Source organism: Tumebacillus sp. BK434 (assembly GCF_004340785.1).
GTDB lineage: Bacteria > Bacillota > Bacilli > Tumebacillales > Tumebacillaceae > Tumebacillus_A.
Map to the genome: position 1 here is coordinate 40,957 of NZ_SLXS01000006.1, position 13,849 is coordinate 54,805.

Here is a 13,849-nt window from a genome sequence, read left to right on the forward strand (position 1 = left end):
CAAACGTGCAGCGCTATTTTGTGGAGCCGGAAGGAATTCAAGGGGATAGGGTGACGATCACCGGTGATGATGTCAAACACATCGTCCGCGTCATGCGCATGGAGCCGGGCGATGAAGTGATCGTCTGTGACGGGGTCGGACACGCCTACCGCGTGGAGCTGACCGGGCTTGGCAGCGAGCAGGTCACCGGCCGCATCGCGGAACGGCTGGCGGGCACTTCGGAAGCGCGCGTAAAAATTACCTTGGCGCAAGGCTTGCCAAAAGGTGATAAAATGGATTTGATTGTCCAAAAAGGCACAGAAGCGGGCATTTCCCGCTTCCTGCCCGTGGAGATGGCGCGCTGCATCGTGCAGTACGACAACAAAAAGGAACAAAAGCGCCGTGAGCGCTGGCAGAAGATCGCCAAAGAAGCGGCAGAGCAGGCGCACCGCACGATCATCCCATCGGTCGGGGTCGGGATGACGTTCAAGCAGCTCTTGAATCATCTCGATGGATTTGACCTGGTGATCGTGCCGTACGAAGGGGAAAAAGCGCGCGGACTGCGCGACGTGCTGCAGGAACATGGGCAGCCGGAGCACATCTGCGTGGTGATCGGACCGGAAGGCGGGATCGCCGACGGCGAGATCGAAGCGGCGCTGGCGGCGGGAGCGATTCCCGTGACGCTGGGTCCGCGCATCATGCGCACCGAAACGGCCGGCCTCGTCGCCGCAGCTTGTATCTGCTATCAATTTGGCGAGATGGGAGGGTAAGCCATGAGCACAGTAGCTTTTCATACGCTGGGATGCAAAGTAAACTCGTACGACACAGAAGCGATCTGGCATCTGTTTCGCGAGAAAGGATATGCGCAAGTCGAATTTGATGACATGGCAGACGTCTATGTGATCAACACCTGCACCGTCACCAACACCGGAGACAAGAAATCGCGTCAGATGATTCGCCGCGCGATCCGCAAGAACCCGGAGGCGACCGTCGTCGTCACCGGCTGTTATGCGCAGGTGGCGCCAGATGAGATTTTGGAGATTCCGGGTGTGGACCTCGTCATCGGCACGCAGGGGCGCGAGCAGATCATCGAGTACGTGGAGCAGGCGCAGTCGGAGAAGAACCCGTTTAAAGTGGTCGCGTCCGTCCGCAAGCAACGTCATTTCGAGGAGCTCGACGTGCCGTCGTTCAATGACCGAACGCGGGCGTCGCTGAAGATTCAGGAAGGATGTAACAATTTCTGCACCTTCTGTATTATCCCGTATTCCCGCGGCTTCATTCGTTCCCGCGATCCGCAAAACGTGATCAAGCAGGCGAAGAAACTGGTCGAGGCGGGGTACTACGAGATCGTGCTGACCGGTATCCACACCGGCGGCTACGGCGACGATCTGGAGAACTACAACCTGGCCGACCTGCTGGTCGACCTCGAGCGCGAGGTGCCGGAGATCCGCCGCATCCGCATCTCTTCGATCGAAGCCTCGGAGCTCGATGACAAGATGATCGACGTGCTGACCCGTTCGAAGAAAGTCGTCCGCCATCTGCACATTCCGCTGCAGTCCGGCTCGAATCGCGTGCTGGACCGTATGAACCGCAAGTACACCGTCGAGCAGTTCGCCGAGCGCCTGCAAGCGGTGCGCGTGGCGCTGCCGGAGCTGGCGGTCACGTCTGACGTCATCGTCGGCTTCCCCGGCGAGACGGCGGAAGACTTCGAGAACACGTATCATTTTATTCAAGATCAGCATTTTGCCGACCTGCATGTGTTCCCGTACTCGGCGCGCAATTTCACGCCGGCGGCGAAATACAAAGATCAGGTGCCGGAGCGGGAGAAAGAGGCGCGGGTGACCCGTTTGATTCAACTGGCCAACTCCCTGCAGGTGCAGTATTCGGCCAAGTTCATCGGGCAGACGCTGGAAGTGATCCCGGAAGAGCGCGATGAGACGGGCAAGCTGATCGGCTACACCGACAACTACATCAAAGTCCAGTTCGACGGTGATGACGAGCTGCTCGGCGAGATCTGCGCGATCCGCCTTGATGCGGCCGGCCCGGAGCTTTCGCAAGGCACGTTCGTGGAACGCCTGACCTTCACGGAGCGTGAGGAGCCGGAAGTTCCGGCCAACCCGTTTGCCGGTGCGATGGAGCTGGAGATGATCTAAATCTGCAGCAACAGCCCTCGTCTTGATTGAGGGCTGTTTTTCTTGGAACATGGAAATGATATAATAACGATCGAGTTTGCCAGAGGAGGTAAAATAATGAACGAGATCCTTTCCCAAGCAAAAGCAGCGGTTGAAGCTGCGATTGGTTCTGTACATATCGAAACAGGCGCGTACACGCCGGTGCCGGCGTCGGAAGCGACGATGATCATCGACCACACGCTGCTCAAGGCGGACGCATCCCCGGAGGCGATCGACAAGCTGTGCGAAGAAGCACGCACCTACCACTTCTTCTCGGTCTGCGTCAATCCGGTCTATGTGCCGCGGGCAGCCAAAAACCTTGCCGGCAGCAAGGTCAAAGTCTGCACCGTCATCGGCTTCCCGCTGGGCGCGAACACGACGGAGGTCAAAGCGTTCGAAGCGCAGGACGCTGTGGCTAAAGGCGCGCATGAAGTGGACATGGTCATCTCCGTCGGCCTGCTCAAAGCGGGCGAACTGAAAGCGGTCTACGAAGACATCAAAGCGGTGGTCGACGCGGTCGGCGATCAGGCGCTGACCAAAGTGATCATCGAAACATCCCTGCTCACCGATCTGGAAAAAGCGATCGCTTCGCTGCTGACGGCAGCGGCCGGCGCTGATTTTGTGAAAACGTCGACCGGCTTCTCCACCGGCGGCGCGACTCCGGAAGACGTGTCGCTGATGCGCGCGGCTGTCGGCCCGCACGTCGGCGTCAAAGCTTCCGGCGGCGTGCGCTCGCTGGAAGATGCGGTCAGCGTGATGAACGCCGGCGCCAACCGCCTCGGCTGCTCGGCCGGCGTGGCGATCGCTCAAGGCCAGACCGCCAAGTCCAGCTACTGATCGCTACGGTTTCACCGTGCGGTCGGGCATCAGCCAGACCACGAGATCGGCGTACCATTTCGTAAACGGCCAGACCGCAAGCGACGAGATCACGTTAAACAGCAGGTGTGACGTTGCGACCTGCACGCCGATGTTGTCGGAGAACAGCCGGCACAGATCGGCGAGCGCGGAGATGAACGGCAGGAAGATCAGCACGCCGAGCACATTTAAGATCACATGCGCCAGCGCCACCCGCTTCGCATTCAGCGGTTGGCCGATCGCGGCGAGCACCGACGTGATGCAGGTGCCGATGTTGTTGCCGAGGATGATCGCGATCGCCCCTTCGAGGCCGATCAGCCCTTGTCCGGCCAAAACGATCGTCAGCATCGTCGTCGCCGTCGAGGACGTGATGATCGCCGTCAGCACACACCCGGCGAGCACACCGAGCAGCGGGTGATGTGAAGACTCGGCGAGGATGTCTTTAAACCACGGCATCTGGCTGAGCGGGGCCAGCGCCCGTTCGATCAGCTCCAGCGCGAGGAAGATCGCCGCAAAGCCGAGCACGGCGAGCCCGATGTACTTGTAGGTGCCGCGCAGTACCAGCGACAGGATGACGCCGATGACCACCGACGGAATGATCAGCATGTCGAGGTCGAAGGACAGCATCTGCGTGGTAAAGGTCGTCCCGATGTTGGTGCCGAGGATGACGCCAAGCGAGTCGGCAAACGTCATCACCCCGGCGGAGACGAGGCCGATCGAGATGATGCTGACCCCGGCGCTGGAGTGGATCAGCGCCGACAGCGCCGTGCCGGTGACGAGGCCGCGGGTCGGAGTTTTGACAAAGCGGGAGATGATCTGCGGCAGGCGGTCGATCGCCATGCGCTCCATCCCGGTGCGCATGATCCACATCCCCGCCAAAAAGCCGGACATGCCGAGCACAAACAGCAAAAGAGACTTCCAAATCATATCGATTCCCTCCAGGACGCAGATGTTCTACATGATGCTTATGCAGACTCGTCCACAGACTTGTACGATTTAAAGGAGATCTGTCACTATGGCCAGCGTTTATCTGAACAAAAAGCGCAAAAAGCGCTTAGAAGCAGGGCACCCCTGGGTGTTCAAAGGCGAGATCGCCCGCATCGAAGGCGAGCCGAATCCGGGCGACATCGTCACCGTCCACGCCAACAACGGCATGTTTTTGGCGAAAGGGTATTTCAACCCGCGCTCGCAAATCCAAGTGCGCGTGATGACCTACAACCCGGACGAGGTGATCGACCGGGCCTATTTCGTCCGCCGCATCCAAGAGGCGTACGACTTCCGCAAGCGCATGCTGCACGACACGGGCGGCTGCCGTCTCGTCTACGGGGAAGCCGACTTTCTGCCGGGGCTGGTCGTCGATAAATTCGGCGACACGCTCGTCGTGCAGATCCTCTCGCTCGGCATGGAAGTGCGCAAGCAGGAGATCATCGACGCCCTGCTGCAGGTCGTCCAGCCCAAAGCGATCTATGAGCGCAGCGATGTCGGCGTGCGCGAACTGGAAGGCCTGGAGCAGACGACCGGGCTTCTGCACGGCGAATTGGACGAGACGATCGTGATTCAGGAAAACGGCCTGAAGATGATCGTCGACGTCGTCGGCGGACAGAAGACCGGCTACTTTTTCGACCAGCAGGAGAACCGCGCCGCGATCAAAGACTACGTGCAGACCGGCGTGGACGGCCAGCCGGGCGCTGCGGTGCTGGAATGCTTCTCGCACACCGGCTCGTTTACCGTACACGCTGCGGCGTTCGGCGCGAAGCAGATCACCTGCCTCGACATCTCCGAGCACGCGATCGACACGGCGATTCGCAACGTCGAGATCAACGGGATGGAGGACGACGCCGATTTTGAATTTGTCGTCGCCGATGCATTTGAGCAACTGCGTGAGTGGGAGCGGGAAGGGCGCCAGTGGGACACGGTGATCCTCGACCCGCCGGCGTTCGCCAAATCGAAGCATGCGGTGGCCGGCGCGGTGCGCGGCTACAAGGAGATCAACCTGCGCGGGATGAAGCTGGTCAAAGAGCGCGGCTTTTTGATCACCGCGTCGTGCTCCTACCACATGCACCCGGATCTGTTCCTCGAAACGATTCAGGAGGCGGCGATCGATGCGAAGAAAATTCTGCGCCTCGTCGAGTTCCGCACCGCCGGCCGCGACCATCCGAAAATTCACGGCATGGATGAAAATAATTACCTGAAATTCGCCGTTTTTGAAGTGAGAAGCCGAAAATAGTTTACTTCTACAGGGCGATGCCCTATAATTGTAGGGCAACGAGCCTGCCGTCAGTTGACATTGTTTTTGCCGCTATACTATAATGTTTTTTGACGGACTATTGTCTGCTCTCTTGTCTACCGGATGTAGATTCGGTATGTAGTTGCTTGGCGGAGGGAGGGAAATCAAGGTGTCAGAAGTCAAGGTTCGCAAAAATGAATCTTTGGATAGCGCACTTCGTAGATTTAAGCGTGCGACCGCAAAAGACGGTATTCTCGCGGAAGTCAAGAAGCGCAAACATTACGAAAAGCCCAGCGTTGCCCGTAAGAAAAAATCCGAGGCTGCTCGCAAGAAGAAGAAATACTAAGGAGGCAGTTTTACCATGAGTCTAACCGAACGCCTTACCAATGAGATGAAACAAGCGATGAAGGATAAAGACAAAGTCCGCTTGTCGGTTATTCGCATGGTTCGGACGGCTATCAAGAACGCTGAGATCGATAGTAAAACGACGCTTTCAGACGATGATGTGATCGCCGTATTGAATCGCGAACTCAAACAACGTCGTGATTCCCTCCAAGCATTTGAATCTGCAGGCCGCCAGGATTTGATTGATGATGTTAACCAGGAGATCGCAGTCCTGATGGATTATCTTCCGGCGCAAATGTCCGAAGATGAGGTCCGTGCTATCGTCAAGGAAGTCATCGCGGAGACCGGCGCTGCTGGAAAGAAGGACATGGGGAAAGTCATGTCCGCGCTGATGCCCAAAGTGAAAGGGCGTGCCGATGGCAAGCTCGTGAACCAAGTGGTGCAAGCAGAACTCCAATAACGATTCGTGCAAAAGCCATGTGCCCGATTGGGCATATGGCTTTTTGTGTTTTTCTTGCGAGGTTAGCAACTTTTTGCCAATTGGATCGTATAAAGAGATGCAGATGCTCAAGAGGAAGGAGGCGCGAATATGAAACGGCGATTTCGATGTCTGATCATTTGTTTGCTGATGCTGCTGCCGTTTGCGGGACTTTCCGCACCGGACGCCAAGGCGGCAGCGGAAGGCAGCGTTTTTGTGATCCCGGTGGAAAATGAGATTGAGACCGGCCTGACCGCTTCGCTGCGCCGGGCGTTCAGTCTGGCGGAAGAAGAGCAGGCGCGGGCGATCGTGCTCGACATCGACACGCTGGGCGGCCGGGTCGACGCGGCAATGGAGATCGGCGAACTGATCCGCAGCACCGAGATCCCGGTGATCGCCTTCGTGCAGAGCAAAGCGATCTCCGCCGGGTCGTACATCGCGATCAACGCGCCGCAGCTGGCGATGGCGCCGGGCGCGACGATCGGCGCGGCCGAAGTCAGGCAGAGCGACGGCGAGCAGGCCGACCCGAAAGTGGTCGCTTTCTGGCGGGCGGAGATGATCGCCGCCGCCGAGCATACCGGGCGTGACACGAAGATCGTCTCCGGCATGGTCGACCGCAACGTCGAGATTCCCGGCGTGAAAGCAAAAGGCGAACTGGTCTCCTTGTCGGCGGAGCAAGCGGTGGCGCACAAACTGGTCGACGGCATTTTCCCCGATCTGAAAGCGGCGCTTGTTCATTACGGCTACGGGGATGTGGCGATGCATGTCTATCAGCCGACGCTGTCCGAGCAGATCGGCCGTTTCGTCACCCAGCCGCTGGTGATCCCGCTCTTGCTGGTGATCGGGCTAATGGGCTTGACCTGGGAGATCGTCGTGCCGGGCAAACTGTTCCCGGGCGTGATCGGCGGGGCGAGTCTGGCGCTGTATTTCTGGGGGCACATGGCGGCCGGCTTTGCGGGCTGGGAGTCGGTGATCCTGTTTGCGGCCGGCTTGGTGCTGATGATCGCGGAGATCTTCGTCGCCGGGTTCGGCATCGTCGGGGCGCTCGGCGTGATCGCGCTCGGTTCCGGCGTCGTGCTGGCGGCGCATGACACGTCCTATGGGCTGAAAGCGATGCTGCTGGCGATCATCCTGTCGGTGGTGCTGGGCGCGGTGCTCTTTAAGTATTTCGGCCATCTCGGGATGTGGAAGAAGATCATCCTCACCGATCAGCAGGAAAAAGCGGACGGCTACGTGCCGGCGAAGAGCAACCGCCACATGCTATACCAGACCGGGCGCACCGTCACGCCGCTGCGGCCGTCAGGAACGGCTGTGTTCCAAGGGCAGCGCTTCGACGTGGTCAGCGAAGGCAGTTGGCTGCCGGTCGATGCGGAGGTGCAGATCGTGCTGATCGAAGGCACGCGGATCGTCGTGCGGCCAGCCTCCGGGGAGTCGAACAAAGTCATTCCGGTACTGCAAGACGAAGAGAAAGAGCAAAAGTAGAATCAGCGTTTCGCAAGCCAAGCTTGCAGGCTGTAGCTTGAAGGAGGAGATGTGTGATGGATGCAACGCTCGTCGGGATGTTAGTCCTGGTTGCGATCGGCGTCATTTTATTGGCAGTTATTTTTACGTTTGTTCCTGTTATGCTGTATATTTCCGCCTGGGCATCCGGGGTGCGGGTGTCGATATTCACCTTGATCGGGATGCGCTTGCGCCGGGTCATTCCGTCGCGGATCGTCAACCCGCTGATCAAAGCGCACAAGGCAGGTCTGAACCTGACCACCAACCAGTTGGAAAGCCATTTTCTCGCCGGCGGCAACGTCGACCGCGTCGTCAATGCGCTGATCGCAGCGGAGCGCGCCGACATCAACCTGGCGTTTGAACGGGCGGCTGCGATCGACCTCGCCGGGCGCGACGTGTTGGAAGCGGTGCAGATGTCGGTCAACCCGCGCGTCATCGAAACGCCGATCGTCGCTGCGGTCGCCAAGAACGGGATCGAAGTAAAAGTCAGCGCCCGCGTCACCGTGCGCGCAAACATCGATCGCCTCGTCGGCGGCGCCGGGGAAGAGACGATTCTCGCCCGCGTCGGCGAAGGCATCGTCACGACGATCGGTTCGGCCGAGTCGCACAAGCAGGTGTTGGAGAACCCGGATGCGATCTCGCAGACCGTTTTGTCCAAAGGTCTGGACGCAGGCACGGCGTTTGAAATCCTGTCGATCGACATCGCTGACGTCGATGTCGGCAAAAACATCGGGGCGGAGCTGCAGACCGACCAGGCGGAAGCGGACAAGCGCATCGCCCAGGCGAAAGCGGAAGAGCGCCGCGCGATGGCGGTCGCCCGTGAGCAGGAGATGCGGGCGTACGTGGAAGAGATGCGCGCGAAAGTCGTGGAAGCCGAATCGGAAGTCCCGCGCGCGATGGCCGAAGCGCTGCGCTCCGGCAAGCTCGGCGCGGTCGACTATCTCAACCTGCAGAACCTGATGGCCGACACAGAAATGCGCTCATCCTTCTCCAACCTGAACGATGATGACAAATCTGGAGGCGGAGACCTCACCAAGAAGTAGGTGAAGCAGGATGGATTTTCTCGAATATGGCTGGGTGATCATCGTCGCTTCCGGCGTGATCTGGAACATCTTGAAGCGGATCAAGGAGGAGGCCGGCAAAAGCGAAGCGTCCAAGCAGCAGCAGAAACAGCGGCCCTGGCAGGAGAAACTGGAGGAGCTGATTCAGGCGGCCACCGGCGACCAGCAGCAAGCGGCACCGGTGCCGGCGGCTGCAGCTCCGTCCGAGCCTGTTCCTGCGCCGGCCGCTGCGCTTGCTCCGGAACCCGCTCCGGAACCAGAACCGGTCCCGCCGATGAGCAGCGGCACGCCCGGCCCGGCCGCGCCGTCCCAGCGCGCGAAGCACCTGCCCGCGCCTGCGTCAGAGCCTGCTTCCGCGCAGCTGACGAGCAGGAAGAACCTGCGCAACGCCTTGATCCTGCGCGAGGTGCTCAGCGAGCCGCGCGCGAAGCAGCCGTGGCGTCCGGGAGGGCGCAAGTAAGACCAGGAGAGACCTTCTTTTCTCAGGAAAAGGGGGTCTCTCCTTTTGTTTGTACACGTACTAGGCAGTGTGTTTCGAGCATATGTACATAGAAAAGGAGGGTGACCGCTGTGCGCACCAAGTGGCGTCAACGAGTACAACAACTGGCAGCTGAAATGTTAGACGTGCCAAAAGACTCAGTCCTCGATCTGCCCCGCATCACCCTCATCGGTGGACTGCAATTGTATGTGGAGAACTATCGCGGTGTCAAAGAGTTTCGAGATGACTTGCTTCGCCTGGCGCTGAACCAAGGCGAACTGTACGTGCATGGCAAGGAATTGACGATCAAAGCGATCTTTCCTGCCGAAGTGGTGATCGAAGGAAACATCTCTGGCATCCAATACAAAGATTAAGCCGTAACAGGAGGAACGCTCATGGTAGGAAGGTGGCTGCTTGATTTTTGGCGGGGCTACGTCGTCGTGACCCTGCGGGGCGAACGCATCCCGGAACTGCTCAACCGGGCGACCGAACAGGGCATTCTGTTCTGGGAGATCAGACAGGTGCGCGAACACGTTTATCGCCTGCGGATGCACCGGGAGGATGTCAAAGCGCTGCGCGGGCTGCTCAGCCGGACGCGGACGCGCATTCATTTTGAACGCAAACTGGGGGTGCCTTTCCTTGCGTGGCGGGCGTGGCGGCGGAAATTTTTCGTCGCAGGCGCCCTGACCTTCCTCGTCGCGCTCTACACGTTGACCGCGTTCGTCTGGGAGGTGCAGGTGACCGGCGAGTTGAAAGAGGTGCAGGAAGAGCGCATTTTGCAGGCGGCATCGGAGATCGGAATTCACCCGGGCGTCTTGATCGGCAGACTGCCCGACACCGACATTTTGCAGAATCAAATTTTGGACAAAGTCCCCGAGCTCGTCTGGACGGGAATCCAGATCCAAGGCACGAAGATCACGATCCAAGTGGTCGAAAAGGTCCCCGGCGTCGCACCGCCGTCGAACCGGCCGCAGAACATCGTCGCCGCCAAGCAAGGCGTGGTCAAGACGATCCAGGCGCACCGCGGCGTGGCGGCCGTCAAGCGCGAGACGTTCGTCAAACCGGGGCAGGTGCTGATCTCCGGCGCCTTGACGGACGGTAAGACCAACGTGCACGCCGACGGCATCGTCAAAGCGGCCGTCTGGTACACCTCCAAGCTCACCGTGCCGCTGAACACGACCCGCAAAGCGTATACCGGGGAAAAGGTGGAGAAGCATTTCCTGACCTTCTGGGGGCATCCGGTGCAGATCTGGGGCTACGGCAAGATCCCGTATCAGCAGATCGAGGAGCTCTCCGAGGACAAGGCGCTGAATATCGGTGACTTTGTCTTCCCGATCCAGTACCGCCATTCGACGTATCACGAAGTCAAAGAAGAAAAAGTGACGCTGACCAAGGAGCAGGCGGAAAAAGAAGCGCTTCGCCTGGCAAGAATGGATCTTCAGGGCAAAATCGGCGAGGACGGCACGTTCACCACACAAAAAGTTTTGCGGAGCACCATAAAAGATGGTAATTTAGAGGTAGAAGTATTCAGTGAAGTGCTTGAAAACATTGGCAAACCGCAAGGGTATGCGCCGGCAGCTCCGCCGGCCGATCCGACCAAATAGAAGCCCACATCAAAGGAGTGGAATCCTGGATTGGACAACCAACCGATCGTAAAAAAGCTGGCTTTGCAAGATAACCATGAGGCGACGCAGCTGTTCGGCCCTCATGATGCCCATCTGAAGCAAATCGAAGGCGCATTCGCCACGAAGATTCATGTGCGCGGCGTCGAGATCACCATGACCGGAGCCGCAGAAGAGATCGAAGTGCTGGAGAGCCTGTTCTCCGTGCTGCTCAAGCTGATCCGCAAAGGACAGGTGATCAAAGAGCGCGATGTGGCCTATGCGATCAAGCTGGCAGGCACGGGTTCTGCTGAACAGCTCCTCGAGCTGTACAACGAAGAGATCGCCGTCACCTACAAGGGCAAATCGATCCGCATCAAAACGCTCGGCCAACGCGACTACATCCGCTCGATCAAGAAGCGCGACATCGTCTTCGGGATCGGCCCGGCCGGGACGGGCAAGACGTACCTCGCCGTCGTCATGGCGGTGACCGCCTTGAAAAAGGGCGAGGTGAAAAAGCTCGTCCTGACCCGTCCGGCGGTGGAAGCGGGCGAAAATCTCGGCTTTTTGCCAGGCGATCTGCAGGAGAAAGTCGATCCCTACCTCCGTCCGCTCTACGATGCGCTGTATGACGTGCTCGGGCCGGAGAACACCGCGAAGTACATGGAGCGCGGCATCATCGAAGTCGCACCGCTCGCCTACATGCGCGGGCGGACGCTGGAGGATTCGTTCGTGATCATGGACGAAGCGCAGAACACCACGCCGGAGCAGATGAAAATGTTCTTGACGCGGCTTGGTTTTGGGTCGAAAATGGTCGTCACAGGGGATGTGACCCAGATCGACCTGCCGCGTGGCAAACTGTCAGGTTTGAACGAAGCAGTTCGCATCTTGAAAAAAGTCGAGGACATTTCGTTCATCTTCTTGACCGAGCAGGACGTTGTGCGCCATCACCTGGTGCAGAAGATCATCGCGGCTTACGACGTCGAGCAAGGTTGAGCGTTTGACCCGGCAAGGAAAAGGTAAGGAGAAGAAGCCATGATGAGGAGCAACCTGCTGAGGCACATTCGACAGATCACACTGAGTCCGGAAACCAAAAAAAGCCGCTCCCTGCGGGTGACGATCTATGTCGTTCTCACGGTGCTCCTTTATTTTCTTTTTATCGGCAACGTGCTGCCGGAACGATTTGACTACCGTGTCGGTTCGATTGCGGAAAAGCAGATCAAGGCGCCGACAGACGCCGTCGACAAGCGGGCGACCGAACTGGCCCGCAAAGAGGCGGCGGGCAAGATCACCCGTCAGTACAACCGGGACACCGCCGTGGAGCAGCGGGCGGTCGAGAACCTGAACAAATTTTTCGAGACGGTGAAGCGGGTGCAGGACGACCCGGCCTTCACCGAAGCGGACAAGCTGGAAGCGATCCGCAAAGCCAACCTGCAGGCGATGGTCAAGGAGGAGCCGTTGAAAAGCTTCCTTGCCGCCCCTGTCGAAAGCTTGCCCGGCATGAACAGAGAAGCGGTGCGCATCGTCGAAAATATCTACTCGGAAGAGATCTATGAAGAGACGATGCCGGTGATCGACCAGAAGCTTGACGCCCAGCTCGGCTATTCGGAGCTCGGGCGGGATCAGCGGATGATCGTCCGCGAACTGGTCAAGACGGTGACCCGGCCGAACATGATCTACGACAAGGAAGAGACGGAGAGCAAGCGCCAGGAAGCGATGCAGAACGTCCCGCCAACGATGATCAACATGGGCGAGGTCATCGTCAAGGAAGGGGAGCGCATCGACGAAGCGTCCTACTCCAAGCTGAAAGACCTCAAGCTGACCGACGAAGAGCCGAACTACCTGATGTACTTCGGATTCGCCGGGTTCCTCGTGCTGTCGGTGCTCGTGCTGGCCTTCTATCTGGAGATGACCGGCTCGAAAGTCGGCAAAAACAACCTGCTCCTGCTCTGCCTCGCGATCATCATCGTGCTGACCGCAGCGGGGATGAAGGTGTTGTCGCTCGGCGAGTCGCTCGGATTCGCCACGATCGGCTACCTGACGCCGGTGGCGATGGGCACGATGCTGGTGACGATCCTGTTCGACGCCCAGCTCGGCATCCTGCTCGCGTTCCTGTTTGCGATGTTCACAGGCGCCGCGTTCGACTCGAAGTTCCAGTTTGTATTCGTGTCGTTCATCGCAGGCCTCGTCGGGGCGTTTGCCGTCTCCCGCGTCAAGCACCGCATGGTGATCATGCGCGCCGGCTTTATCATCGCCGGGATCAACCTGATCACGATCACGGTGATGCAGGCGCTCGGCTCCTCGGGCACGGAAGTCAGCCAATACTTGCAGTCGCTGCTCTTTGGCATCATCTCCGGCGTCTTTACGGCGGTCGTCACGATCGGCGTGCTGCCGTTTTTGGAAAGCTCGTTCGGCATCCTGACGCCGATCTCGCTCTTGGAGCTGTCCAACCCCAATCACCCGCTGCTCAAGAAGCTGCTGATGGAAGCACCCGGCACATATCACCACTCGCTGATCGTCGGCAACCTCGCCGAAGCGGCGGCGGAGATGGTCGGCGCCGATCCGCTGCTCTGCCGGGTCGGGGCGTACTACCATGATGTGGGCAAGATGAAGCGGCCTTTGTTCTTCATCGAGAACCAGCTGTCCAAAGACAACCCGCACGACAAAGTCGCGCCGAGCCTGTCGCATCTGATCATCACCTCGCACGTGCGCGACGGGCTGGAGATGCAGGAGGAGCACCGTCTGCCCAAGCCGATCCGCGACATCTGCGAGCAGCACCACGGGACGACGATCCTCATGTACTTCTACAACAAAGCGTTGGAACAGGACAAGAGCGGGTCGATCAACGTTGATGATTTCCGCTATGACGGGCCGAAGCCGCAGTTCAAAGAAGCGGCGATCGTCATGCTCTGCGACGCGGTCGAAGCGGCCGTGCGCTCGATGAACCGCCCGACGCCCAACCGCATCGAGTCGGTGATTCACAAGATTTTCAAAGACCGTTTGAACGACGGGCAGCTCGACGAATGCGACCTGACGCTGAAAGATCTCGACAAGATCGCCGATGCATTCCTGCGCACGCTGAACGGCATCTATCACGCGCGGATTGAATATCCGGAACTGCCCAAGACAAACTAAACCCGATCAGCCTCGTTTC

Annotated in this window: 14 protein-coding genes; 13 read left to right on the forward strand and 1 reads right to left on the reverse strand. The window is 59.0% G+C overall.

Translation table 11 applies throughout. The annotated features are described in order from the left end of the window. The first annotated feature begins 5 nt into the window (after positions 1–5). The 3 genes from EV586_RS15325 to deoC all read left to right on the forward strand — a co-directional run bounded on the left by EV586_RS15325 (position 6) and on the right by deoC (position 2,987). The gene (locus EV586_RS15325; RefSeq protein ID WP_132945997.1) at positions 6–749 is read left to right on the forward strand and encodes a 16S rRNA (uracil(1498)-N(3))-methyltransferase; all 744 of its coding nucleotides are present in this window, start codon (positions 6–8) and stop codon (positions 747–749) included. A gap of 3 nt (positions 750–752) precedes the next feature. Next, the gene (gene mtaB / locus EV586_RS15330; protein ID WP_132945998.1) at positions 753–2,132 is read left to right on the forward strand and encodes a tRNA (N(6)-L-threonylcarbamoyladenosine(37)-C(2))-methylthiotransferase MtaB; all 1,380 of its coding nucleotides are present in this window, start codon (positions 753–755) and stop codon (positions 2,130–2,132) included. Positions 2,133–2,333: 201 nt separating this feature from the next. Next, positions 2,334–2,987 (forward strand): deoxyribose-phosphate aldolase, encoded by a 654-nt coding sequence (deoC, locus tag EV586_RS15335; RefSeq protein WP_243653060.1) that lies wholly within the window; start codon positions 2,334–2,336, stop codon positions 2,985–2,987. Positions 2,988–2,990: 3 nt separating this feature from the next. Here the strand turns inward: deoC and EV586_RS15340 are convergent, their stop codons facing one another. Further along, positions 2,991–3,932, reverse strand: coding sequence for a Na/Pi cotransporter family protein (locus tag EV586_RS15340; protein WP_132946000.1), 942 nt, complete (start codon positions 3,930–3,932; stop codon positions 2,991–2,993). An 88-nt stretch (positions 3,933–4,020) separates the two neighbouring features. On the opposite strand from EV586_RS15340, the gene EV586_RS15345 reads away from it, so the two are divergent. The 10 genes from EV586_RS15345 to EV586_RS15390 all read left to right on the forward strand — a co-directional run bounded on the left by EV586_RS15345 (position 4,021) and on the right by EV586_RS15390 (position 13,830). After that, positions 4,021–5,232, forward strand: coding sequence for a class I SAM-dependent rRNA methyltransferase (locus EV586_RS15345; protein WP_132946001.1), 1,212 nt, complete (start codon positions 4,021–4,023; stop codon positions 5,230–5,232). 169 nt (positions 5,233–5,401) lie between these two features. Beyond that, the gene (gene rpsU, locus EV586_RS15350; RefSeq protein WP_038086206.1) at positions 5,402–5,578 is read left to right on the forward strand and encodes a 30S ribosomal protein S21; all 177 of its coding nucleotides are present in this window, start codon (positions 5,402–5,404) and stop codon (positions 5,576–5,578) included. A gap of 15 nt (positions 5,579–5,593) precedes the next feature. Next, positions 5,594–6,037 (forward strand): GatB/YqeY domain-containing protein, encoded by a 444-nt coding sequence (locus EV586_RS15355; protein ID WP_132946002.1) that lies wholly within the window; start codon positions 5,594–5,596, stop codon positions 6,035–6,037. Positions 6,038–6,166: 129 nt separating this feature from the next. Beyond that, positions 6,167–7,537: an NfeD family protein gene (locus EV586_RS15360; protein WP_132946003.1), complete on the forward strand. Its 1,371-nt coding sequence runs from the start codon at positions 6,167–6,169 to the stop codon at positions 7,535–7,537. Positions 7,538–7,593: 56 nt separating this feature from the next. Continuing rightward, a complete protein-coding gene (gene floA, locus EV586_RS15365; protein ID WP_165898634.1) occupies positions 7,594–8,598 on the forward strand; it encodes a flotillin-like protein FloA in 1,005 nt (334 codons plus the stop codon). 10 nt (positions 8,599–8,608) lie between these two features. Beyond that, the gene (locus EV586_RS15370) at positions 8,609–9,076 is read left to right on the forward strand and encodes a hypothetical protein (protein ID WP_132946005.1); all 468 of its coding nucleotides are present in this window, start codon (positions 8,609–8,611) and stop codon (positions 9,074–9,076) included. A gap of 110 nt (positions 9,077–9,186) precedes the next feature. Then, complete coding sequence (yqfC, locus tag EV586_RS15375) at positions 9,187–9,468, forward strand: sporulation protein YqfC (RefSeq protein ID WP_132946006.1); 282 nt, start codon at positions 9,187–9,189, stop codon at positions 9,466–9,468. A 21-nt stretch (positions 9,469–9,489) separates the two neighbouring features. Continuing rightward, positions 9,490–10,698: a sporulation protein YqfD gene (yqfD, locus tag EV586_RS15380; RefSeq protein WP_132946007.1), complete on the forward strand. Its 1,209-nt coding sequence runs from the start codon at positions 9,490–9,492 to the stop codon at positions 10,696–10,698. A 30-nt stretch (positions 10,699–10,728) separates the two neighbouring features. Further along, positions 10,729–11,691: a PhoH family protein gene (locus EV586_RS15385; protein ID WP_132946008.1), complete on the forward strand. Its 963-nt coding sequence runs from the start codon at positions 10,729–10,731 to the stop codon at positions 11,689–11,691. 39 nt (positions 11,692–11,730) lie between these two features. Continuing rightward, positions 11,731–13,830, forward strand: a complete 2,100-nt coding sequence (locus tag EV586_RS15390; protein WP_243653054.1) for an HD family phosphohydrolase — start codon at positions 11,731–11,733, stop codon at positions 13,828–13,830. Positions 13,831–13,849: the final 19 nt, after the last annotated feature.

Bases quoted from the DNA above. Each gene is read 5' to 3' on its own strand.
- mtaB (WP_132945998.1), top strand. From the start codon at position 753: ATGAGCACAGTAGCTTTTCATACGCTGGGATGCAAAGTAAACTCGTAC.
- deoC (WP_243653060.1), top strand. From the start codon at position 2,334: ATGATCATCGACCACACGCTGCTCAAGGCGGACGCATCCCCGGAGGCG.
- EV586_RS15340 (WP_132946000.1), bottom strand. From the start codon at position 3,932: ATGATTTGGAAGTCTCTTTTGCTGTTTGTGCTCGGCATGTCCGGCTTT.
- EV586_RS15345 (WP_132946001.1), top strand. From the start codon at position 4,021: ATGGCCAGCGTTTATCTGAACAAAAAGCGCAAAAAGCGCTTAGAAGCA.
- EV586_RS15355 (WP_132946002.1), top strand. From the start codon at position 5,594: ATGAGTCTAACCGAACGCCTTACCAATGAGATGAAACAAGCGATGAAG.
- EV586_RS15360 (WP_132946003.1), top strand. From the start codon at position 6,167: ATGAAACGGCGATTTCGATGTCTGATCATTTGTTTGCTGATGCTGCTG.
- floA (WP_165898634.1), top strand. From the start codon at position 7,594: ATGGATGCAACGCTCGTCGGGATGTTAGTCCTGGTTGCGATCGGCGTC.
- EV586_RS15370 (WP_132946005.1), top strand. From the start codon at position 8,609: ATGGATTTTCTCGAATATGGCTGGGTGATCATCGTCGCTTCCGGCGTG.
- yqfD (WP_132946007.1), top strand. From the start codon at position 9,490: ATGGTAGGAAGGTGGCTGCTTGATTTTTGGCGGGGCTACGTCGTCGTG.
- EV586_RS15390 (WP_243653054.1), top strand. From the start codon at position 11,731: ATGATGAGGAGCAACCTGCTGAGGCACATTCGACAGATCACACTGAGT.